Consider the following 25,022-nt stretch of genomic DNA (forward strand, 5'->3'; position numbering starts at 1 on the left):
TTTTTACGGTCTTATGTCAGAGACTTCCAGTCTCTGGAAAACTTATTTGCTAAAATTTTCAGTTTTATTATTTGATAGAGTCCCCTAATCGTTAGTAAATGAACGCTTAGGAGTTTTTATGTGCTATTTTCGAAATAGTTGTATGTACAACTGTTAAATAAAAACAAACCTATTATTTATTCCAATTGTAAAACCTAAATTTGTCATTTAACAAAAAATATTGAAAACTAATCCTACTTCATAAAAATAAACATGAAAATAAAATACATCGTTTACGGCTTACTCATTGTTGGTTTTGGTGCCTTTATAAGCTACCGAATAATAGAAAATAAAGGAGATTCAAAAGCAAACAACAGCAAATCAGGAAAACCAGCAGCGATGCGTTTAGCTGGAATTGTGGTTCAGCCTCAAACTTTTGAAAATAATTTATCCCTTTCTGGTTCTATTGAAGCTAATGAGCAGGTAGAAATTCGTTCTGAAGTTTCCGGTATTGTAGAAAGCATCAACTTTCAAGAAGGAAGTAATGTTAGTAAAGGACAATTACTTTTTAAAGTAAACGACAGAGAATTAAGAGCCCAATTGAGTCAGGCAAATACTAAGGAAAGTCTAGCATCAGAAAATGAAAGACGAGCCAAACTTTTACTGGCAAAAGAAGCTATCAGCCAAGAAGAATATGATGTTGCTAGAGCAGAATATGCTTCGATGAAAGCACAAAGCCAGTTAATAAAGGCGCAAATTGCCAAAACAGCTGTAAGGGCTCCGTTTTCAGGAAGAATTGGGTTGCGTTCTATTTCTGTGGGAACCTACATCACCCCTGCGGTATTAGTGGCTAATTTAGTTAATATTGGGAAGTTAAAAATCACTTTTTCGATTCCCGAAAAATATGTAAATGAACTAAAAAACAAAACTACTTTGAGTTTTAAAGTAGCGGGATCTACTGAAAAATATACTGCTACAGTCTATGCAATTGAACCTTCAGTAGAGATATCGACTAGAACCTTAAAAGTTCGTGCCATTGCCGAGAATAAAGATGGAAAATTATTACCGGGTACTTTTGCAGATGTTGAATTACCGCTAGCTGTTATCAAAGACGCCATTGTAGTACCAACACAAGCTATAATTCCGGTTCAAAACGGAAAAAAAGTATTTATTTCTGATTTTGGCAAAGCCAAAGAAGTCATGGTCGAAACGACTACAAGAACAGATGCTTCACTCTTGATTTTATCTGGACTAAAAGCAGGAGATACATTAATCACAACTGGTGTTATGTCTTTGAAAAATGAAACTCCCGTTAAAGTAATCATCAAGTAATTTAAAGTTATTTAGAAAGGAGTCATTATTAGCATACTCCTAACCCAATAACAATATTTTATTAATCCCATAAAAAATGAGTTTATCTACATTAAGTATAAAAAGGCCAGTATTGACTATTGTTATGAATTTAGCAATTGTACTATTTGGTATTATAGGATATTCCTATCTTGGCGTTCGTGAATTTCCCTCGATAGATCCTGCGCAGGTTTCGATTAGAACTAATTATACGGGTGCCAACTCCGATATTATTGAGTCCCAAATCACGGAACCTTTAGAAAAAGCGATTAATTCCATCGACGGAATAAGGAATATAACTTCCTCTAGTTCTCAGGGAAGCAGTTCGATAACTGTAGAATTTAACTTGGATAAAAACCTTGAAGAAGCCGCAAATGATGTTCGTGATAAAGTGTCGCAAGCCATCCGAAGTCTACCACAGGATATTGATGCTCCGCCTGTAGTTTCTAAGGCTGATGCCGATAGTGATGCGATTATTTCCATGACCGTGCAAAGTGATACCCGCAGCCCGCTAGAACTGAGTGATTATGCTGAGAATGTGATTTCGCAAAGACTAGAAACTATTCCTGGCGTGAGTGGTGTTCAAATTTGGGGACAAAAAAAATACGCCATGCGTTTGTGGATTAATCCTGTTAAACTTGCTTCGTATGGACTGACAGTAGCCGAAGTACGAACTGCATTGGGAAAACAAAATGTAGAGTTACCCTCTGGGAAACTGACTGGAGCTAACACGGAATTGACCGTAAAAACAGTAGGGAACTTATCTACTGCCGAAGAATTTAATAACATCATCATTCGATCTGAAGGAGAAAAGATTGTTCGCTTAAGCGATATTGGTTCTGCCGTTCTTGGTCCAGAAAATATTGAAACTAAATTAAGTCAGTCCGGACTTCCACTTGTTGGTCTGGCAATTGTTCCTCGTCCAGGTGCAAATTATTTAGACATTTCAAAAGCTTTTTATGAGCAATACGAAGATTTAAAAAAAGACCTTCCCAGTGATATCAAGTTAAATATTGCGCTCGACAATACTATTTTCGTAAAAAAATCAGTACTTGAAGTAGCTGAAACACTTGGAATATCTATATTTTTGGTAATTTTAATTATCTATTTATTCTTTAGAGACTGGGCGATTGCTTTCAGGCCATTAATTGACATTCCAGTTTCTTTAATTGCAACCTTTTTTATCATGTGGTTGTTTGGTTTCTCCATCAACGTTTTAACGCTTTTAGCAATTGTTCTTGCTACCGGTTTAGTAGTCGATGACGGAATCGTTGTAACCGAAAACATTTATAAAAAAGTAGAAGAAGGCATGTCGCCAATGGAAGCAGCGATCAAAGGCTCTAATGAGATATTTTTTGCCGTAATTTCGATCTCTGTCACACTAGCAGCAGTATTTCTACCAGTTATTTTCCTCGAAGGATTTGTGGGACGTTTATTTAGAGAATTTGGCGTCGTCATAGGTGCTGCCGTTTTGATATCGGCTTTTGTGTCCTTGACATTAACACCTATGTTAAATGCCTATTTGATGAAAGGCGGCGAGCAAAAAAAATCTAAATTCTATAATTTAACTGAACCTTATTTCCAAAAGCTAAACAGCACTTATGCCGATGCATTAGCGCGTTTTATGGATAAAAAATGGTGGAGCTTCCCTATCCTATTCGCTTGTTTTGGATTGATTTTTGTCTTTTATAATTTGATCCAAAAAGAAACGGCACCATACGATGACCGAAGCTCTTTGACCCTAAGAATGACAGCTCCAGAAGGATCTAGTTATGAATACACTGATCGTTTCATGCAGGAAATTTCGCGACTAATTGATGATTCTATTCCAGAAAAAAAAGTAAGCTTAGTGATCACCTCTCCAGGTTTTGGATCATCGTCTGTAAATAGTGGTTTTGTCAGGTTGTCATTAAAAGAATCCAGTGAACGCGAGTCATCTCAAGCAGAAATTGCAGAGAAACTTACTAAATGGACCAAACAATATCCAGATGCTAAAACATCTGTGACCCAGCAACCAACTATTGCTGTAAACAGACGTGGTGGTTTACCTATACAATACATAATTCAAACTCAAAGTTTTAGTAAATTAGAGGAGAAAATTCCGTTGTTTATGGAAGAGGTAGATAAAGACCCTACTTTTTCAATGTCAGATGTAAACTTAAAGTTCAACAAGCCAGAGCTTAACGTAACTATTGATCGTGAAAAAGCAGAAAGCTTAGGAATATCTGTTATTGACATTGCACAAACCTTGCAACTGTCATTAAGCGGACAACGTTTTGGTTATTTTATGAAGTCAGGAAAACAATACCAAGTAATTGGACAATTTGATCAAGCAGATCGTTCAAAACCATTGGACTTGACTTCTATGTATGTTAAGAACAACAAAGGAGAACTAATTCAGATGGACAATATTGTAAGTATTGAGGAACAAAGCAAGCCACCGCAGTTGTACCACAACAACCGATTCATGTCTGCTACCGTTTCTGCAGGTCTTGCTCCAGGAAAAAGTATCAATGACGGAATTGACGCTATGGAAAAAATTAGAGCCAAAATCCTTGACGATACATTCACAACTGATTTGGGCGGAGAATCAAGAGACTTTGTAGAAAGTAGTTCTAATACTACTTTTGCATTTGGACTGGCCTTATTATTAATATTTTTAATTCTAGCAGCACAGTTTGAGAGTTTTATCGATCCATTTATCATTATTTTAACCGTTCCTATGGCTGTTGCCGGTGCATTATTTTCATTATGGTTGTTTGATCAAACTTGGAATATCTTTAGCCAAATTGGTACCGTGATGCTAATTGGGTTAGTTACCAAAAACGGTATTTTGATTGTAGAATTTGCCAACCAGCTGCGAGAACAGGGCAAACCGAAACTAGAAGCCATTCTTGAAGCTTCAGAGGCACGTTTAAGGCCTATATTGATGACCAGTTTAGCAATCTCACTTGGTGCATTGCCTATTGCACTTTCGCTTGGAGCTGCTTCTATAAGTAGAATTGGTATGGGTGTCGTAATTGTTGGAGGAACTATTTTCTCTTTAGTTTTAACATTATTTGTTATACCAGCACTTTATTTTATGTGGTCTAAAGCTAAAAAACACTATCCTGAATTTGATCACATCGAAGAATATGAAAATGAAAGTAAATAATACTATGACAACTAAAACACTATTTCAAAGTATGTTAGTCTTCTTTTTGTGTATTCTAAACGGAAATGCACAAGAACTATTAACACTTAAAGATGCAGTACAAATAGCTTTAGAAAACAATTACGAGATTAAGATTGCCAAAAACAAATTAAAGATTGACGAAAGTAATGTCACGCCTGGTAATACGGGAATGTTACCTAGTGCAACAGCTTCCATTACCAATAATAACAGTATTCAAAATCTTTCACAAACACGTGCAGATGGTACAGTAACCAGTCTAGATAATGCCAAAAACAACAGCCTAACTTATGGAGTGAGTTTAGGTTGGACTATTTTTGACGGCTTGAGAATGTTTGCGATGAGAGATCAACTACAAGAGTTACAAAAACTTGGTGAGAATCAATTGAAGCTTACGATTATTACAAAAATTAGCGATGTACAAGTGGCTTACTTTGATTTGGTACAACAGCAACAGCAATTGATTGCGCTCGATAGCACCCTTGTTATTTCGAATCAAAGAGTAAGCTTAGCACAAAATAGATTTACCATCGGGAAAGCATCAAAACTAGAAGTATTAAATGCGCAAGTAGATATTAATACTGATAAAGTAAGCCTATTGAGACAAAAAGAAAGATATATCAATGCTAAAATTTTACTGAATCAAATTCTAGCCAGAGATATTACTCTCGATTTTAAAGTAGCTGATAACTTTATCATGGAACAGCAATTAGATTTTACTGAATTGAAATCTTTGGCAGAACAACAAAATCCACAAGTTGCTGCTCTAATTATAAGTAAAAAAGTAGCAGAATTAGAACTCAAAAAAATAAAATCAGGTCGATACCCTACTGTAAGGCTTAATACAGGTTATAACTTTTCTGATAACGAGTCAAGTCTTGGTTTTACAACACAGTCGGCAGCTAGAGGTTTTAATTACGGCTTTACTGCTGCTTTAAATTTATTTGATGGTTTCGCTCAAAAACGAAATGAAAAAATTGCAAATTTGCAGATTGACAATTCTAGTATTCTAATTGAGCAACAAAATCTAGCGCTTAATACACAGTTAGCGACAGCGTATCAAACATATTTAACAAATTTAGAATTGATCCAGCTAGAAGAAAAGAATGAGGCTATTGCCAAACAAAATTTAGACATTACCTTAGATAAATTCCGAATTGGTACTATAACTACGCTAGAGTTTAGAACCGCACAGTTGAATTATGTGAATGCCACAGTACGATATAGCAACGCACAATTTCAAGCAAAACTATCAGAAATTACTTTAAGAGAATTGGCAGGAACTATCACTTTATAAATTCAACATTTTATACTCAACAATATATCCATTTGTTTTCGAATTGATTTTGTTTGGTTTATAGGATGAACAAAAATGTTTTACAACTTTAAATTTCATAATATTACAACTCAGTTTATATCACGTCAAATGATATAAACTGAGTTTTTTTTATAATCAAAACTTCATTAATACTCGTTTTAAATGTTAAATTACATTGATATCTGTAGTTAAATTCTAAATATTAATCTAAAACAATGAAAATATTGACAAAAAACATACACTTTATCGTTAAAAATAAACTTTCAACGACTATATTATTTTTCTGACTAATTATATTTTAATATTTGTTTAAATTAAATAAAAAAAACATTTTAATTTAATTTTAAAATAGTACTAAATGCTTTTATTTTTTAACAACTCCAAATTTAATCTATTATGAAAAAAATTATCTTAACATTAGCAATGGGACTTCTCTTAATGAGCTGTAGCAATGAAACTATTGAATTAGAAACAAGTACAACAGCCAAGGTGGTAACAAATTCTAAAACTTTAGCTTCTGCAATTGCAACTATACCAGATTCAGGCTACTCATTATCTACTTATGTCAATTGTAATCAGAGTTGTATTGCTGCGGAAAGTAATACCTATTTCGAAAAAGCAGATTCGAAAATTGTTTCTTGGGGAGGTAATAATGATGACAAATTTTCAAAAACAATTTATATCAAATATTTTAATACTAGAACGGAATTCAAATTATTGGTTCTTAGCACAGAAAAGTATTCTGACCTAGTAATCAATGGAGTTTCGGTAGGAATAGGTGCTGCTGCAAACACATGGGGAGAGTATTCTATACCACTTGAAAGCGGTTGGAAACCATGTGACACTAAAAATATTCACTTACAAGTTGCGGGACAAGGCCCACAAGGAGTATTTGATATTAAATACGAGCTCGTAGGAATGTGTACTAGCGGTTGTGAAACTGGATTTTCAGGCAAAGCACTTTCTTGTGGTAGTTCCCGAGAAGCTGAGTATACATTTACTTCTAAAGAAGCTATTTCGAATTTAAAAATCCAAGGTGGTTTAACTAATTTTACAGGAGGTGACGCAACCGTTACAGTAACAGGTGGTACTTTAACCGCTACTCAAAAAACTCCTGGAGGAAGTTCTAACAGAGTAATTACAATTGAAGGAAGTGTTGCTGCGTGCGAGAAAGTTACAATCAATATTAAATGGAATTCGACTAATTCAGGCGGAGTTATTACTGGGAACTGGTCTGCTAGTGGAACAGGAATTTCAAAATATGAAATTTTAGGATTGGAATGTCGCTAATAAGTAATATTATATTTAAAAATAAAAAGGCTGTCCGTAGAAAGGCAGCCTCTTTTATTTCGTTAAGTTAAGGTCTAGTTAATAAAAATAACCATCTTATACCAAACGAATTTATTTTTTAGTGCGCCGTACAGTTTTCTAGAGCGTTTTGGTGTTTTCTTATTTATAGCGCGTCAAATTAATCCCATATTCCAACTTAAAAAAGAAAAACAGAAAATCAGTTAGAAAAAACAAATAATTAGTTTCTTTCTACAAACTGCAATCCTTATATTTGCAGCCGAGACCGAAGGTCCAACAGACGAAGTAATCGTATTAAAATTGACAGATGAAAATATCCTATAATTGGTTAAAACAATTCATAAAAATTGACTGGAAATCAGAAGAAACAGCAGCATTATTAACAGATCTAGGTCTGGAAGTAGAAATTGTTGAAAAATACCAATCTATTAAAGGAGGCTTAGAAGGTATAGTTGTAGGGCATGTACTTACTTGTATCCCGCATCCTGATGCTGACAGACTAAAGATAACGACTGTAGATTTAGGAAATGGTGTTCCAGTACAAATTGTATGTGGTGCGACTAATGTAGATGCAGGACAAAAAGTCCCTGTAGCAACAATAGGAACCGTTTTATATGACACAGCAGGAGTTGCTTTTACCATAAAAAAAGGAAAAATCCGTGGTCAGGAAAGTCACGGAATGATCTGTGCCGAAGATGAATTGGGTCTTGGGACTGGTCATGACGGTATCATGATATTAGACAATGCAATTGCAGCTGGAACCAAAGCAGCTGATGTATTTAAAATAGAAAATGATGAAGTTTTCGAAATCGGACTTACACCTAATCGTGCCGATGCGATGAGTCATCTAGGAACAGCGCGTGATTTAAGAGCGGGTTTAATACAAAGCGGAGTAAACGTAGAACTAATCACGCCTTCTGTCAGCAATTTTAGAGTTGACATGAGAACGCTTAGAATTGATATAAATGTAGAAGAGACGACGCTAGCACCGCGTTATTGCGGTGTTACAATATCAGGAATTGCTGTAAAACCATCTCCTAGCTGGTTACAGCATAGATTGAAAGCAATAGGAATTACACCTAAAAACAATGTAGTCGACGTTACTAATTATGTAATGCATGAATTAGGGCAGCCATTACATGCTTTTGACGCTACAAAAATTAACGGAAAAATAATCGTAAAAACATTAGCTTCAGGAACTAAGTTCACAACATTAGACGATGTTGAAAGAACACTTCATGAAGAAGATCTAATGATATGCGATGAAAAAGGACCTTTGTGTATTGCCGGTGTTTTTGGTGGTAAAAACTCAGCTGTTTCAGATCATACTACTTCTATTTTCTTAGAAAGTGCTTATTTTAATCCCGTAAGCATACGAAAAACAGCAAAAAGACACCAGCTAAATACCGATGCTTCTTTCCGCTTTGAAAGAGGAATTGATCCTACCATTACGGCATATGCTTTAAAACGTGCTGCTCTTTTAATTCAAGAAGTGGCTGGTGGTGATATTACATCTGATATAATTGATGTTTACCAAAAGAAAATGGAAGATTTTGCCGTATTCTTAAATTTCGGTAATGTTGCCAAAATTATTGGGCAAGAAATTCCAAAAGATACGATCAAACAAATCTTAGTTTCTTTAGACATTAAAGTAAATAGTTTTTCAGAAACAGGACTAGGCCTAACAATACCAGCTTATCGTGTTGATGTACAACGAGAAATTGACGTAATCGAAGAAATCTTAAGAGTTTACGGGTACAACAACATCATTTTTTCTAAAAAACTAAATGCAACAGTATCAAATTCTCCTAGAAATGAAGATTATAAATTACAAAATATAATTGCCGCACAATTGAATTCGCAAGGATTTAATGAAATAATGGCAAATTCATTGACAACGGCTTCTTATATTGAACTTTCTGAAACATTAAAAGAAGAACACAATGTGACAATGCTAAACCCATTAAGTAATGATTTAGCAACCTTGAGACAATCTTTATTATTTTCAGGACTTGAAGCAATATCTTATAATATCAATCGTCGAAATAGTGACTTGAAATTATTCGAATTTGGGAAAAGCTATCATAAATATTTAACGGGTTTTGAAGAGCACAAACACATGACATTGTTTCTTACAGGAAACAAGTCTAAGGAAAGCTGGACTAATGCACAAAAACCTTCCGATTTCTTTTTGTTCAAAGGTTATGTAGATGCGGTTTTGGCTAGGTTTGGAATTCAAAAAACACAAAGTACTCCTGTAAGATCAGATATTTTTTCAGAAGGAATTGCAATTGCTATTGGTCATAATGCCTTGGTTGAATTTGGAATTGTAAAAAAATCAATCCTTAAACACTTTGGAATCAAACAAGAAGTTTTTTATGCTGATTTTAATTGGGCTGTCATTATTAAAATGATCTCCAATAAAATTAAATTCACTGAAATTCCAAAATACCCAGAAGTAAGAAGAGATTTGGCTTTGTTGATTGATCAAAATGTGTCTTATGATAGTATCTATGCGATTGCAAAACAAAGCGAAAAAAGCCTTTTGAAAGAAATCAATTTATTTGATGTTTATGAAGGAAGTAATTTACCCGAAGGGAAGAAATCATACGCATTAAGTTTTATCATACAGGATAATGCAAAAACTTTGACCGATGCTCAAATTGATAAAATTATGGGGAAACTTCAAAAGAATTTTGAAACAGAACTAGGAGCCACTCTTAGATAAATAATTCCTATTATACATAAATTAAGCCCAATTCTAAAGTTTAGAATTGGGCTTTTTTATGCAAAAAAAAGTCCAGTGAAACACAAGACTTTTTAATAAAAAAAAACAACCTCTTATTTAATACTATGATTTTGGCAATACTACAGTATCTACAACGTGAATTACACCGTTTGATTGATTCACATCGGCAATTGTAACTTGCGACATTGTTCCGTTTTCATCAGTAGTGTATAATTTTTTCCCTTTCATCCATGCAGTTAATGTACCACCACTTACTGTTTTCAATTTTGCTTTTCCGTTTCCAGCTTTAATTGCTTTAGTAATATCTGAAGCATTCATCTTTCCAGCTACAACATGATAAGTAAGTATTGTTTGTAGCATTTTTAAATTTTCTGGTTTCAATAAGGTTTCAACAGTTCCCATTGGTAATTTAGCAAAAGCTGCATTTGTAGGTGCAAAAACTGTAAAAGGACCTTTCCCTTGCAATGTTTCTACTAAGCCAGCTGCTTTAACTGCCGCTACTAATGTAGTATGGTCTTTTGAGTTTACTGCATTCTCAATAATGTTTTTCGAAGGATACATTGCTGCTCCACCTACCATTACTGATTTTTGAGCGAAAGAAGTAGCTCCAAATACTAATGCCAAAAAGGCTACTGATAAAAATTTTTTAGTTTTCATAATTCTATTTATTAAGTTATATAAAAGCATTTACGGAGATTAAGAACAAATAGTTTTAAATTATTATAATTAGTTTCATAAAAATCATTATCTAAAACACTAATTACTGATTATTAGTTATTTATATAATAATTGAATGTTATTTTATTTATTTTATACAGGATTTTAAATCGTGACTATTAACTAAACCACTATCGAGTGAAGTTTCATAGATTTGGTTTGACAGACTGAAAATCGGCAAGGTTGGGAAACAGATATCGACCACAAATTCGAAAATTATTCAAGATATAAGTGTTTTTAAATTTGCGAATTTGTGGGCTGAAGTTTTTAGAATTTAATGCGAGATAGACCTAAAGTATATAGTTTTAAAATGCAAAAATCTAATAAATAAACTTTGAGAATAATTCTGCTTCCTTAAAAATCATTCTAACTAAATTTATAAGTAAAAAATTACATCTACTTTAATAAATAGAATATATTTGAATAGTAAAATAGGATCTACGCTTTACTATAATTACATAATCATCCAAAAATTAAAACAAAAATTATGAGTAAAAATAATGATTTGGGATTGTTAATCCTTCGTATTGCAATTGGGGCAATGATGTTACTTCACGGAATCGCTAAATTAGGAGACGTTTCTTTTATAGAAGGTATGTTAGCTGGAAAAGGAATTCCTTCTTTTCTTGCTTATGGAGTGTACATCACTGAAATTGTTGCGCCAATACTATTAATTATTGGATACCGAACCCGATTAACGGCTATTGTTTTTATTATCGGTACATTAACAGCTTTCGTTTTAGTTCATTCAGCAGACCTATTTTCATTAAATGATAATGGCGGTTGGAAAATAGAATTGTTGGGCTTATTTACTTTTGCTGCATTGACATTATTCTTTACTGGCGGCGGAAAAATAGCGGCGTCTTCATCCAATCAATGGGATTAAATACCTGATAATCATTTGTAAAACAAATTTTACTTGCATCATATATTGTGCTCTTTAATACATGAATAGCAAAACAAAACCCCTTTCAAAGTTTTTCTTGAAAGGGGTTTTTGTCTATTAAATACAGCTAAATTAAATTCCAGCTATTTCTTTTATTTCATCAATTATACGCAATGCCAACGTATCAGCTTGCTCTTGCGTAGGTGCTTCAGTATAAATTCGAATAATAGGTTCTGTATTCGATTTTCTTAAATGAACCCAGTCATTTTCAAAATCAATTTTTACCCCGTCAATCGTGCTAATGTCTTCGTTTTTGTATATCTCAGTCATAGCAACCAGAATCGCATCAACGTCAATTTGCGGCGTCAACTCAATTTTGTTTTTACTCATATAGTATTGAGGATAGGTAGCACGTAAAGCCGAAACTGACATTTTTTTATTGGCCAAATGTGTCAGAAATAAAGCAACTCCTACCAAGCTGTCACGACCATAATGTGACTCTGGATAAATGATTCCTCCATTTCCTTCACCTCCTATAATTGCATTGTTCTTTTTCATTAAATGTACCACATTCACTTCACCTACAGCACTAGCTTCATAACTTCCGCTGTGTTTGTTAGCAATATCTCTTAATGCACGAGAAGAGGACATGTTAGAAACAGCATTTCCAGGTGTTTTGCTCAAAACATAGTCTGCACAAGCCACCAATGTATATTCTTCACCAAACATTTCTCCATCCTCGCAAACAAAGGCTAAACGGTCAACATCTGGGTCAACAACAACTCCTAAATCAGCTTTTTCCTTAACCACTAATTCTGAAATATCAGTTAAATGCTCTTTTAATGGCTCTGGATTGTGTGGGAAATGACCTGTTGGGTCACAGTATAATTTCACTACTTCAACACCCATTAATTCTAATAATTTCGGAATGATAATCCCTCCCGAAGAGTTTACACCGTCCACAACTATTTTGAATTTGGCCGCTTTTACTGCATCCACATCTACTAAAGCTAAGTTTAAAACCTCGTCAATATGAATGTCCATGTAGGCATCATTTTCTGTGATTTCGCCTAAACTATCCACATCCGAGAAATCGAATGCTTCTTCTTCAGCGATAACAAGGATCTTCTCTCCTTCGATACTATTAAGAAATTCCCCTTTTTCATTTAATAACTTTAAAGCGTTCCATTGCTTCGGATTGTGTGAAGCCGTAAGGATAATTCCACCATCTGCTTTCTCCAAAGGAACAGCAACTTCAACTGTTGGTGTTGTTGACAAACCTAAATCAATAACGTCAATACCTAAACCAATTAGAGTATTCACCACTAGATTATGAATCATAGGTCCAGATATACGAGCATCACGCCCTACTACAACTTTTAATTTTCCAGTTCTAACAATTGAAGAATCTTCATAGTTTTTTAACCATGTTCCATAAGCCGATGCAAATTTGACAGCATCAACTGGTGTCAAGTTATCTCCTACTTTCCCTCCTATTGTACCACGTATTCCTGATATTGATTTTATTAGAGTCATTCTTCTAATTTTTATTATTTAGTTAGTTCCTTTTAATTTCTCACAAATATAATAATTGAGATTTTAAATAAGTCGTTTAGAATTCATAATTTAGGCGAATGAACTTCTTAGCACACATCTATCTCTCTGGCGACAATGATTTAATAAAAATTGGCAATTTTATGGCCGATGGGATTCGCGGTAAAAATTATTTAAATTACCCTCCTGATGTTCAGAAGGGAATTGTACTACATCGCGCAATTGACACCTTTACTGACGCCCATCCCATTTTTAGACAAAGCACTAAAAAACTACATGCCAGATACCACCATTATGCGGGTGTGATTATTGATGTTTTCTATGATCATTTCCTGGCAAAAAACTGGGTTAATTACTCGAATGAAAATTTAGAAAACTATGTTACAGACTTTTATCAATCTTTATCAGACAATATCCCCATTTTGACCGAAAAAACAATTGGTATGATGCCTTATATGTTTGAAGAAAATTGGTTACTTATTTACCAAACTGTTGAAGGTATCGAACATATATTGACACAAATGGATAAGCGAACAATGAATCAATCCAAAATGCGTTTTGCGACAGAGGAACTCACAGAGTTCTATACTGAATTTGAGCAGGAATTCACAGTGTTCTTTGAGGAATTGAGAGCACATGCGCAACAAAAATTAATAGAGAAATGATTTTTATTTCTTTCGAAAAATACTAAGATCAAACCTATTTCTTATATGACTTAAATGTTTAAATAAAATTGCAACAACTAATAAACCAAAACAACATACAATATTGAAAAAAATAATACTTCTCCTTTCTCTGGCACTTCTCAGCTGTAAATCAAATGAAAAAATAGTTGCGCCAACAGGTTTGCTAACTGATAAAGTCATGGTCGTTTCGGCACGAGAAGAGGCTTCAGCAATTGGTGTTGCCATAATGAAAAAAGGCGGAAATGCTTTTGACGCCATGGTCGCTACAGAACTCGCATTAGCAGTTGCTTATCCGCAGGCAGGAAATATCGGTGGTGGCGGATTCATGGTTTTCAGAAAAGCAAATGGAGAAACTGGAACAATTGATTATAGAGAAAAAGCACCGCTCGCAGCATCTAAAAATATGTATCTTGATGCCACTGGAAATGTAATTGAAGGTAAAAGTACCGCCTCGGCAGTAGCATCAGGAATTCCAGGTACTTTGGCCGGAATATTTGAAGTGCATAAAAAATACGGTTCGTTGCCCATTACTGAAATACTTGCTCCTGTAATTGCATTAGCCGAAAACGGTGTTGTTGTGACTGAATTTCAAGCACAAAGCTTAGCAAGTTTTAGAGAAACTTTTATAAAAACGAATGGCCCTAAAAGCTTATTTTCTCAAGTTTACAATGTGGGTGACACGATTAAATATCCTGCATTGGCAGCCACTTTAAAACGAATTGCTATTAACGGACGAGATGAGTTTTACAAAGGAGAAACGGCAAAAAAATTAGTTGCTTTTCTAAAGACGAAAGATGGTAATATGACACTCGAAGATTTAAATCAATACGAGGCTAAATGGAGAGCGCCAATTACTTTTACTTATAAAGATTTAAAAGTAAGTTCAATGGCTCCGCCTAGTAGTGGTGGGATTTGTTTAAACCAAATCATGAAAATGATTGAGCCTTTTAACCTTAGCGAGATGGGCCATAACAGCGTTAAAGCAATTCAAGTAATCACTGAAGCCGAAAGAAGAGCCTATGCCGATAGAAATGCGTTCTTAGGTGATCCTGATTATTTGAAACTTCCCATAAAAGAGCTATTAGACTCTACTTATATTAAAAATAGAATGAGTAGTTTCTCATTCGATAAAGCTTCAAAATCATCAGAAATAAGAAAAGGAACAATTGCAGGTTACGAAAGTAAGGAAACCACGCACTACTCTATTGTTGATGCCGAAGGGAATGCCGTTTCTGCAACTACGACCTTAAATGATAATTACGGTTCTAAAATTTACTGTGACGAATTAGGTTTCTTTTTAAATAACCAAATGGACGATTTTAGTGCTAAACCGGGAGTTCCTAACTTATATGGACTTACCGGAACTGAAGCAAATAGTATCGGTCCAGGCAAAAGAATGCTAAGTTCTATGACCCCTACTATTGTAGAGAAGAACGGAAAATTATTTATGGTAGTGGGAACTCCCGGAGGTTCTACGATCATCACTTCTGTTTTACAAACAATTTTGAATGTTTACGAGTTTGGGATGAGCATGCAGGAAGCTGTAAATGCGCCTCGTTTTCATCATCAATGGCTTCCTGATGAAATCACTTTTGAACCTAATTCTTTTTCGAAAGAAACTATAAAAGAACTAAAAGAAAAAGATTACAAAATAAACGAAGCTAACAAAGAGATAATCGGGCAGGTTGATGCTATCTTAGTCATTCCAAATGGTAAACTGGAAGGTGGTGCTGATAATAGAAATGACAATAAAGCGGTAGGTTTCTAGAATAAATTATTCCTTTATAAATTGAAAGAAAGATGAAAAAAATCGTTTTACTGTCGTGTACCGTTATTATTTTTAGCTGTAAATCACAAAATAGTATTGTCAAACCTACAGGCCTATTAGCAAATAAGGCAATGGTTGTTTCGGCACGTGAAGAGGCTTCAAAAATTGGAGTCGAAATCATGAAAAAAGGCGGAAATGCATTTGATGCCATGGTCGGAACCGAATTGGCATTGGCCGTAGCCTACCCTTACGCTGGAAACATTGGCGGTGGCGGATTTATGGTCTATAGAAAAGCAAATGGCGAAAAAGGAACTTTAGACTATCGTGAGAAAGCACCATTAGCAGCCACAAAAGATATGTTCCTAGATGCAAATGGAAACGTTATTCCTGGAAAAAGTACTAAATCTCCATTAGCCATAGGAATACCTGGAACCATAGCGGGAGTTTTTGAAGTACATAAAAAATTAGGTTCTTTATCAATAGCTGAAATTCTAAAACCAGTCATTGAATTGGCAGAACGAGGCGTTATAGTTACCCAAAAACAGGAAGAGCGCTTGAACAGCTTCCGTAAGGAGCTTAATGCAGTTAATGGTCCGAATTCGGCTTTATCGAAAGTGTACAAAGAAAAAGATACCATAAAATATCCAGCACTAGCAGCAACATTAAGAAGGATTGCCCAAAATGGCCGCGACGAATTTTACAAGGGCGAAACCGCTAAAACACTAGTGAATTATCTTCAAGAAAAAGGAGCGATTATCACGATGGAAGATTTAGCTCAATATGAAGCCAAATGGAGAACGCCGCTTAGTTTTAAATACAAAGATTTAAACATCATTTCGATGGCACCTCCTAGCAGTGGCGGAATATGTCTGGCGCAAATATTTAATATGATCGCTCCTTATGATTTGGCCAAAATGGGACATAATTCGTCACAATCGATACAAGTAATTGTGGAAGCAGAACGAAGAGCCTATGCTGACCGAAGCTACTTTCTGGGAGATCCTGATTTTGTCAAAATACCATTAAAGGCATTAATGGACGACAATTATCTAAAGCAAAGAATGTCTGATTTTAGTTTTGACAAAGCTACTTTATCATCAGATATCAAGGAAGGAAACGTGAATTATAATGAAAGCATGGAAACCACCCACTACTCTATTGTAGATCAATTTGGGAATGCTATTGCCGCTACAACCACCTTAAACGCAGGTTTTGGGTCGAAATATTACTGTGATGAATTGGGCTTTTTCTTAAATAATGAAATGGATGATTTCAGCGCAAAACCGGGAGTACCTAATATGTTTGGACTTGTAGGAAACGAAGCAAACAGTATTGCCCCGCAAAAAAGAATGTTGAGTTCTATGACACCAACGATTGTAGAAAAAAACGGTAAACTATTTATGACTGTTGGTTCTCCTGGAGGTTCTACCATTATCACTTCCGTTTTGCAAACGATCTTAAATGTTTATGAATACAATTTAAGTATGCAAGAAGCTGTAAATGTGCCCCGATTTCACCATCAATGGCTACCGGATTTGATCACATTCGAGCCTAATACTTTTAGCACACAAACCTTCGACACATTAAAATCAAAAGGCTATCTGATAAATGAGAAAACAACTCCAGTAATAGGAAAAGTAGATGCTATTTTGGTACTTCCAAACAATAAACTAGAAGGTGGAGCCGACTTTAGAGGAGATGATTCTGCTGTTGGATTTTAGAAAAATGGGATTCATGACTGATTTAAAACCTTTATTTTAAGAAAACCGCAACGGTGATACAGTAAAAATTATCAACTGAATTCTTTATTCAAAAGGCAATTAGATGGGCATTACGGGAATACATAAAAACAAAACTTAGTAAAGTAAAAGAATTTGAAGCTACGCCAAATCTAAAGCTTTTAGGCAGAAAAGAAGCAGTGAAAATTTATGGGATCATTAAAATAATAGTAATTTAGCATTTTCAAAAAAAAAAAATTAATGTTCAAAAAGTACCTCACTAAATTAGAAAATATTATTGGCTGGTCGCAATCGATGCTAACCGAAAAGCAATTCATTTTCCTATCAAGTGTATTAGTAGGTATTTCTTCAGCATTTGCGGTGATTGTACTTAAAACATTTGCCCACCAGGTTTACGTATTTGCGACATACATTAATGGAATATTAAAACTAAGTTTCATAAACAGTGTCTTACCTATTGCGGGTTTACTTTTAACTGTATTTGTGGTAAAACGATTGTTAGGCGGTTCTATCGAAAAAGGGACTTCCCAAATATTATTTTCCGTTGCCAAGAAAGCCAGTATAGTTCCCAAAAAACAGATGTATGCCCAGATTGTAACAAGTTCGCTTACTGTTGGACTTGGAGGATCGGCAGGTTTAGAGAGCCCAATTGTTATTGCTGGTGCCGCTTTTGGTTCAAATTATGCACAACGTTACAAACTGAGTTACAAAGACAGAACGCTACTTATAGGTTGTGGTGTTGCAGCCGGAATAGCTGCGGCATTTAACGCTCCCATTGCTGGTGTTCTATTTGCTGTAGAATTCTTACTGGTAGATGTAAGCATCGCTGCTTTTACGCCAATTATGATCGCTGCCGCCACGGGTGCTTTGGTTTCAGAAATTATTTTGGATGAATCTATTTTATTAAATTTTAGACAACAACAAGTTTTCGATTATTATAAAATTCCTTTTTATATCCTACTCGGAGTGTTAACAGGTTTCATGTCTGTCTACTACACCCGATATTTTCAAAGAACCGAACATTATTTTGCCAAAATGAAACTAGGGCCGTACAGAAAAGCAATGGTCGGAGCCTCTATTCTAGCCGTTTTAATTTTTATCTTTCCTACACTCTTTGGTGAGGGATATGAAAGTATTAAAATCTTATCAGAGGACAATCCCGGTGTTATGTTAGAAAACACACTCTTTAGTAGTTTTAAAGACAACAGCTGGGTGTTATTGGCATTTGTTGGTTTAACGATGATGGTAAAAGTTTTTGCGACTGGAATTACATTAGGTGCTGGTGGAAACGGAGGTAACTTTGCGCCGTCTTTATTTATAGGATCCTATCTAGGGTTTGTATTTTCGAAAGCAATAAATCTTACTGGATTAACCCACTTACCCGTTAGTAATTTCACTATAGTAGGTATGGCCGGTATTTTGAGCGGATTATTCCACGCTCCACTAACCGCCATTTTCCTTATCGCGGAGATCACTGGCGGTTATAGTTTAATGCTTCCCTTGATGATTGTGGCATCTATTAGTTTTGCTATTTCAAAACGATTTGAAAGACATTCCATGGATGTCAAAGAACTGGCTAAAAAAGGACATGCTTTTACCAGTAACAAAGACACTAACATCCTAGTTACCTTAGACACTAGCTCGATTATCCAAACGGATTATTTAACGGTTACACCAGATGAAAATTTAGAGAAATTGGTAGATTTAATTTCGCATTCGAACCAGGTCATTTTTGCGGTTGTCGATACAGACAAGCACTTATTAGGCGTAGTTCATTTCAATAATATTCGGGAAATAATTTTTAATACCTACCGAGTAAAATATACCTTGGTCAAAAATATCATGACCGTTCCTACTGAAATCATCTATCCATTCAATACTATGGAGACGGTGATGAACAAATTTGAACGATCTAAAATAGCCTTTTTACCTGTGGTGAAAGATGATAAATACTTTGGTTTTATTTCTAAATCCGTAGCGCTAGAAGCCTATCGTACCAAATTGAAATCGATGACGATAGAATAATGCATAAATCTTAATATCGGATAGGTTGTTTTTTAATATTATCCGATAATTGTAGTATCTTTGTGGTTATGTGGAAGATAGATACAAATTATCGAGAAGAATTTCAATCAACCTTTGATCGATTGTATGAAAAAAAGCAAGTCCTGCAAACCAGCAGACCATTGCCAGCCATCGCATTGAATAAAATCAAGGAAAGTCTGTCTATAGAATGGACCTATAATTCTAATAGTATTGAAGGAAACACTATGAGTTTAAGAGAAACCCAAATGGTGCTTCAAGAAGGAATAACCATCAAGGGAAAATCATTACGAGAACATTTTGAAACCCATAATCACGATAAAGCGATAGATTATCTATTCTCCATTGTAAATGATGATTATGTGTTGCGAAGTATAGATATTTTGTCTTTGCATGGATTGGTTTTACGGTCCATTGAAGATGATTTTGCAGGTCGCTTGCGCAATGGCGGCGTGCGTATATCTGGTGCAAATTTTGTTCCACCAAATGCCAATAAAGTTTCGGATTTGCTCGATGAATTGATTGATTTTATCAATACAAACCCGTTAGGACTTAATGACATTGAACTAGCGGCTGTTTTTCATCATAAACTCGTTTGGATTCATCCTTTTTTTGATGGAAATGGAAGAACGGTTCGCTTGGCTATGAATTTATTGTTGATGCGTTGTGGTTTTCCGCCTGCGATTATCTTAAAAAATGACCGTAAGAAATACTATGAAGCACTCAATCAAGCCAATGGCGGTAATTATCAAAAACTCACCTTATTGATGTGTCAAGCCGTTGAGCGAACGCTTAACATATACTTGAATGCGCTTCCAGGAAATGATTCAGAATACATTTCTATTTCTAATTTGGTTCAGGAACCTGATATGCCATATGGTCAAGAATACATCAGTCTACTGGCTAGACAAGGTAAAATAGATGCATATAAAGAAGGACGCAATTGGCTTACCACAAGAGAAGCCGTAGACAACTATATCAGTACAAGAAAAAGAAAACGCTAATTGCATCATTAGCGTTTTTTTATGCCCAATACCCATTCATTATTGCAAGAACAAAACGACCTAAATAGCCCCGATTGAAGTAAAAATCCTTCTAAGGCAACTGTTTTTTTGCCTTAGAAGATTGAAACGGAAAGCGGGAAAGCACGCTATTTAAAACAGTGGTGTTTCTGCTCCAAATAATGCTTCTAATTCAATTGTAAAGTATTGATTTTAACATAAACTTCTACATTGTTGTATCGAAAGAATAAATCAAAATGGTAACTTTGCTTCCGACTATTCGGAATTTGCAAAACTTATGTTAGATAAAGACAATACCATTGAGGTTCAAGGCGCTCGCGTTCACAATCTAAAAAATATAGATGTTTCAATTCCCCGCGAAAAACTAGTAGTAATTACTGGTCTTTCAGGCTCTGGAAAATCATCCCTCGCATTTGATACTATTTATGCCGAAGGACAGCGTCGCTATGTAGAAACATTCTCTGCTTACGCCAGGCAGTTCCTTGGAGGCTTAGAACGTCCAGATGTCGATAAAATTGATGGACTTTCACCTGTTATTGCCATTGAACAAAAAACGACCAGTAAAAGTCCGCGGTCAACTGTGGGAACTATTACTGAAATATATGATTTCCTACGTTTGCTTTACGCACGTGCAGCCGATGCCTACAGTTACAATACTGGAGAGAAAATGGTCAGCTACTCTGATGAGCAAATTAAAGACCTAATTATCGAAGATTTTATTGGAAAACGAATCAATATTCTTGCTCCGGTTATTAGAGCTCGAAAAGGACATTACGGAGAGTTGTTCCAACAAATAGCTAAGCAGGGCTTCTTAAAAGTTCGCGTGAATAGCGATGTTCTCGATATTACTCCAGGAATGAAGTTAGACCGTTACAAAACCCACGACATCGAGATTGTTGTGGATCGTATGGTCATCGAAAATACTCCTGATAACGAAAAACGATTAAACGAAAGCATCAATACCGCGATGCATCATGGAGAAAATGTTTTGATGGTGCTAGATCAGGATTCTCAGGAAGTACGCTACTTTAGTAGAAATTTGATGTGTCCTACAACCGGAATATCCTATCAAAATCCAGAGCCGAATTTATTTTCTTTTAACTCTCCAAAAGGAGCCTGCGATCATTGTAAAGGACTGGGAACAGTAAACGAAATCAACACAAAGAAGATTATTCCAAATCCTAAATTATCTATAAAAGCGGGTGGTTTTGCGCCTTTGGGCGAGTACAAATCGTCTTGGATATTTAAGCAATTGGAAATCATTGGCGAGAAATATGGTTTCAAAATTACCGATGCTATCGAACAAATTCCGGAGGAAGCAATGGAAATGATTTTGAATGGCGGTAAAGAAAAATTCACGATTAACTCTAAAGATTTAGGCGTTGCCCGAGATTACAAAATAGACTTTGAAGGTATCTCCCATTTTATAAAAAACCAACACGACGAAAGCGGTTCTACTACCATTAAACGATGGGCTAAGGAATTCATGGATGAAATTCCATGTCCCGTTTGTGATGGTTCTCGTTTGAAAAAGGAAGCACAATTCTTTAAAATCGATGAGCAAAATATCACCGAATTGTGTGCGATGGATATTTCTGATCTTACAGCCTGGTTTCATGATTTAAACAGCAGACTATCTGATAAACAACAACGTATCGCCTCTGAAGTAATCAAAGAGATTAAGGATAGACTGAACTTTTTAATGAATGTAGGTTTGGAGTATTTGGCTTTAAGCCGAAGTTCAAAATCACTTTCTGGCGGTGAAGCTCAACGCATCCGACTGGCAACACAAATAGGTTCTCAATTAGTGGGTGTCTTGTATATTTTGGATGAGCCTAGTATTGGTTTACACCAAAGAGACAATGATAAATTAATCCATTCTCTCGAACAATTGCGAGACATTGGGAACTCGGTTATTGTGGTCGAACATGATAAAGACATGATTGAACGCGCTGATTATGTGATTGACATTGGACCAAAAGCGGGGAAATTTGGAGGCGAAATAATCAGTATAGGAACTCCGGCAGAAACCTTGAAATCAAATACGATTACCGCACAATATTTGAACGGCGAGATGAAAATCGAAGTACCGAAAAAAAGACGGGAAGGAAACGGAAAGTTCATGAAACTGACTGGAGCCACAGGAAACAACTTAAAAAATGTTTCTATCGAGCTACCTTTAGGGAAAATGATTTGTGTGACGGGAGTTTCCGGTAGCGGTAAATCGACCTTGATCAATGAAACCCTCTACCCTATTTTGAATGCCTATTATTTTAATGGTGTCAAAAAACCACAACCTTACAAAAAAATCGAAGGCTTAGAGCTTATTGATAAAGTAATAAATATTGACCAAAGCCCGATAGGGAGAACGCCTCGTTCTAATCCGGCGACTTATACCGAAGTATTTACGGAGATCAGGAAATTGTTCACCATGACTTCAGAAAGCATGATTAGAGGCTATAAAGCGGGACGTTTCAGCTTTAATGTAAAGGGTGGACGCTGCGAAACCTGTCAAGGTTCTGGGGTGCGTACCATCGAAATGAACTTTTTGCCAGACGTTTATGTAGAATGCGAAACCTGTCAAGGAAAACGTTTCAACAGAGAAACCCTAGAAATTCGCTTTAAAGGAAAATCCATTTCTGATGTGCTGAATATGACCGTGGATGAAGCCGTTCCATTTTTTGAAATGATTCCGAAGATTTATCGAAAAGTAAAAACCATTCAAGATGTAGGTTTAGGATATATCACTCTTGGTCAGCAAAGCACCACACTTTCGGGTGGGGAAGCGCAACGTATTAAATTAGCTGGAGAATTATCCAAAAAAGATACCGGAAACACCTTTTACATATTAGACGAACCTACTACTGGCTTGCACTTTGAAGATATTAGAGTATTGATGACCGTTATTAACAAATTAGTTGACAAGGGAAATACGATCCTGATTATCGAACATAATATGGATGTAATAAAACTAGCCGACTATATTATTGATATTGGCCCAGAAGGCGGAAAAGGCGGCGGAAAAGTTGTTGCCAAAGGAACTCCCGAAGAAATAGCAGATAATAAAAAAAGCTATACCGCTAAGTTTTTGAAAAAGGAATTAGAATAATATTTTCTATACACAGCATTCACAGATTTTCACAAATTATTTAGTTGAAAACTAATCCATAAAATTTTATTCCTTATTCCGATAGCAATTGGAATAAGGATTTTATTAAGTGTTAAACATCTAGATTGATTTAGATAATTTCTTCACTAAACTTCATATAAAATTAATTCTCCGTTTTCTTCTCCTCTTTTTTCATATCCAAATAGGATTTCATAAATACTACAGCTACCGCCAACCTAAAGAAGCGATAAGCCCAAATATTCACTTCCCAAAAGAAGATTTTAGGAGTGATTTTGGTGTCAAATAAGGATTGAATAAAAGAGAATAAAAAGATTATCGCTAATATTAAATATACTGTCTTAGAGATTTTCATAGTGGAATAATTAGGTGTTTTTTCTTTCTATTGTTTGTAATTTACGCCGTCAACTTGGCCTCCGAAAGCTGCAGAAAGAAGGGATGTTTTTTTTTTGGGGTTAATTTCTATTTAGTTAGTCTTTTTCAATTTAAATTGTCCAGTAAATAACAAAGTTACTCCACCGCCAACAAAAGCTCCAGTTAAAAAATCGATTCCGTCATTCTCGAAAGAAAGGTGTAATATAATTCCAATTATCAACAGAACTAACCCAATAATTCTAACTCTATTCATATTCTTTATTTTTTAATTTTCTCATACATAATTCCTTCGCAATTATCTCCATCACCAATAGTTATCGATATTGAAATATTATTGTCTTTTTCAAATAAAGGCTCTACAGTTAGTCCTACAAGTTCCATCAAGCAATACTTGTCTTTTAAATCCTCTTGATATTCTCTCTAATTTTTTTACGATAAGTACATAGGGTTGCGGAAGTGGAAGCGGTTCCGTTCAACCGGAGTTTCATTGTTCGTGCTACGCACGCAACGAAACTCTTAGCTGTTAGCAGCAGTATTTATTTCAAAGGAATTGTTGTTTCGTTCATAATTTCAACATCATTATTCGGAATTTTAATTTTCAAACTAACTTTATTTTCCAATTCTGATTTAGGTATGTATTCGTAACTGAATTTACCGAACTTTTCGGTTCGTATTTTTATTTCTTTTTTATTTTCAATTTTGTAAACATCGAAATCTTGTAATTGTTTGGAATCATATAGGAAAAAAAATATTTTGTTCTTTTCACCAACTTTTAGTTTTCCTTCAGGAACTCCAACTAACATTTTATAATTCCAATCTTCTTTTTTAATTTTAGAAATAGAATCTTTTAGTATTGAATTTTCTTTTTGAAGTTTTTGAAGTTCCACGTTAATTTTCTTCAATTCAGAATTTGATTCATTACAACTAACTGTAAAAATCGAAAAGAATAAAACGCTAATGATTGTATGATTTTTCATAATATTGCCACTAACTAGTATATAACCTCAAATATATACATCTTTTACACATCTTCTACCTCATTACTAAGTTTTTTCTTATTTTTTTTAGTTTGGTTTATGTGTGGAATTTCCTGCAACTTAAAACTCAAATCCTTTATTATTCAATTTAAAATAATAAAGATTGAATATTCCAGATAATATATCGGGAAGTATGATCGTTGTGATTAAAGAATTGGAACGCACTTACCGCAATGGAATGCCATTCCCATT

At 35.0% G+C, this 25,022-nt stretch carries 19 protein-coding genes; 13 read left to right on the forward strand and 6 right to left on the reverse strand.

Going from position 1 to position 25,022, the window contains the following annotated elements:
• Positions 1-252: 252 nt before the first annotated feature.
• From FQU23_RS14880 to pheT, 5 genes are all read left to right on the forward strand, one after another.
• The gene (locus FQU23_RS14880; protein ID WP_147674531.1) at positions 253-1,311 is read left to right on the forward strand and encodes an efflux RND transporter periplasmic adaptor subunit; all 1,059 of its coding nucleotides are present in this window, start codon (positions 253-255) and stop codon (positions 1,309-1,311) included.
• A 76-nt stretch (positions 1,312-1,387) separates the two neighbouring features.
• Positions 1,388-4,483, forward strand: a complete 3,096-nt coding sequence (locus tag FQU23_RS14885) for an efflux RND transporter permease subunit (protein ID WP_147674532.1) — start codon at positions 1,388-1,390, stop codon at positions 4,481-4,483.
• A 4-nt stretch (positions 4,484-4,487) separates the two neighbouring features.
• Positions 4,488-5,798, forward strand: a complete 1,311-nt coding sequence (locus tag FQU23_RS14890) for a TolC family protein (protein WP_147674606.1) — start codon at positions 4,488-4,490, stop codon at positions 5,796-5,798.
• A 417-nt stretch (positions 5,799-6,215) separates the two neighbouring features.
• The gene (locus FQU23_RS14895) at positions 6,216-7,109 is read left to right on the forward strand and encodes a hypothetical protein (RefSeq protein WP_147674533.1); all 894 of its coding nucleotides are present in this window, start codon (positions 6,216-6,218) and stop codon (positions 7,107-7,109) included.
• Positions 7,110-7,434: 325 nt separating this feature from the next.
• Entirely contained in the window at positions 7,435-9,855 is a 2,421-nt protein-coding gene (gene pheT / locus FQU23_RS14900; RefSeq protein WP_147674534.1) for a phenylalanine--tRNA ligase subunit beta, read from the forward strand.
• A 123-nt stretch (positions 9,856-9,978) separates the two neighbouring features.
• On the opposite strand, the gene FQU23_RS14905 is transcribed toward pheT, so the two are convergent.
• Positions 9,979-10,533: a fasciclin domain-containing protein gene (locus FQU23_RS14905; RefSeq protein ID WP_147674535.1), complete on the reverse strand. Its 555-nt coding sequence runs from the start codon at positions 10,531-10,533 to the stop codon at positions 9,979-9,981.
• 547 nt (positions 10,534-11,080) lie between these two features.
• On the opposite strand from FQU23_RS14905, the gene FQU23_RS14910 reads away from it, so the two are divergent.
• The gene (locus FQU23_RS14910; RefSeq protein ID WP_147674536.1) at positions 11,081-11,479 is read left to right on the forward strand and encodes a DoxX family protein; all 399 of its coding nucleotides are present in this window, start codon (positions 11,081-11,083) and stop codon (positions 11,477-11,479) included.
• Positions 11,480-11,611: 132 nt separating this feature from the next.
• Here FQU23_RS14910 and glmM read toward each other — a convergent pair whose 3' ends face one another.
• Positions 11,612-13,015 (reverse strand): phosphoglucosamine mutase, encoded by a 1,404-nt coding sequence (glmM, locus tag FQU23_RS14915; RefSeq protein ID WP_147674537.1) that lies wholly within the window; start codon positions 13,013-13,015, stop codon positions 11,612-11,614.
• A 98-nt stretch (positions 13,016-13,113) separates the two neighbouring features.
• Between glmM and FQU23_RS14920 the strand changes: the two genes are divergently transcribed.
• From FQU23_RS14920 to uvrA, 7 genes are all read left to right on the forward strand, one after another.
• Positions 13,114-13,698: an ACP phosphodiesterase gene (locus tag FQU23_RS14920; protein WP_147674538.1), complete on the forward strand. Its 585-nt coding sequence runs from the start codon at positions 13,114-13,116 to the stop codon at positions 13,696-13,698.
• A 103-nt stretch (positions 13,699-13,801) separates the two neighbouring features.
• Positions 13,802-15,487, forward strand: a complete 1,686-nt coding sequence (gene ggt / locus FQU23_RS14925) for a gamma-glutamyltransferase (RefSeq protein WP_147674539.1) — start codon at positions 13,802-13,804, stop codon at positions 15,485-15,487.
• A gap of 32 nt (positions 15,488-15,519) precedes the next feature.
• On the forward strand, positions 15,520-17,208 hold the full coding sequence (ggt, locus tag FQU23_RS14930; protein ID WP_147674540.1) for a gamma-glutamyltransferase: 1,689 nt from the start codon (positions 15,520-15,522) through the stop codon (positions 17,206-17,208).
• 86 nt (positions 17,209-17,294) lie between these two features.
• The gene (locus FQU23_RS16425; protein WP_147674607.1) at positions 17,295-17,444 is read left to right on the forward strand and encodes a hypothetical protein; all 150 of its coding nucleotides are present in this window, start codon (positions 17,295-17,297) and stop codon (positions 17,442-17,444) included.
• A gap of 22 nt (positions 17,445-17,466) precedes the next feature.
• Positions 17,467-19,251: a chloride channel protein gene (locus FQU23_RS14940; protein WP_147674541.1), complete on the forward strand. Its 1,785-nt coding sequence runs from the start codon at positions 17,467-17,469 to the stop codon at positions 19,249-19,251.
• 68 nt (positions 19,252-19,319) lie between these two features.
• Positions 19,320-20,273 carry a Fic family protein gene (locus FQU23_RS14945; RefSeq protein ID WP_147674542.1) on the forward strand — a complete coding sequence of 318 codons (954 nt, stop codon included), beginning with the start codon at positions 19,320-19,322 and terminating at the stop codon, positions 20,271-20,273.
• A gap of 295 nt (positions 20,274-20,568) precedes the next feature.
• A complete protein-coding gene (gene uvrA / locus FQU23_RS14950; RefSeq protein ID WP_147674543.1) occupies positions 20,569-23,400 on the forward strand; it encodes an excinuclease ABC subunit UvrA in 2,832 nt (943 codons plus the stop codon).
• Between the two features lie 163 nt (positions 23,401-23,563).
• Here uvrA and FQU23_RS14955 read toward each other — a convergent pair whose 3' ends face one another.
• From FQU23_RS14955 to FQU23_RS14965, 4 genes are all read right to left on the reverse strand, one after another.
• A complete protein-coding gene (locus FQU23_RS14955) occupies positions 23,564-23,773 on the reverse strand; it encodes a hypothetical protein (protein ID WP_147674544.1) in 210 nt (69 codons plus the stop codon).
• A 111-nt stretch (positions 23,774-23,884) separates the two neighbouring features.
• Positions 23,885-24,046 (reverse strand): hypothetical protein, encoded by a 162-nt coding sequence (locus FQU23_RS14960; RefSeq protein WP_165425778.1) that lies wholly within the window; start codon positions 24,044-24,046, stop codon positions 23,885-23,887.
• 5 nt (positions 24,047-24,051) lie between these two features.
• Positions 24,052-24,174 carry a hypothetical protein gene (locus FQU23_RS16340; protein ID WP_262887289.1) on the reverse strand — a complete coding sequence of 41 codons (123 nt, stop codon included), beginning with the start codon at positions 24,172-24,174 and terminating at the stop codon, positions 24,052-24,054.
• 155 nt (positions 24,175-24,329) lie between these two features.
• Entirely contained in the window at positions 24,330-24,770 is a 441-nt protein-coding gene (locus FQU23_RS14965; RefSeq protein ID WP_147674545.1) for a hypothetical protein, read from the reverse strand.
• Between the last annotated feature and the right edge of the window lie 252 nt (positions 24,771-25,022).

The organism is Flavobacterium sp. XN-5, from assembly GCF_008033395.2.
Lineage (GTDB): Bacteria > Bacteroidota > Bacteroidia > Flavobacteriales > Flavobacteriaceae > Flavobacterium > Flavobacterium hiemivividum.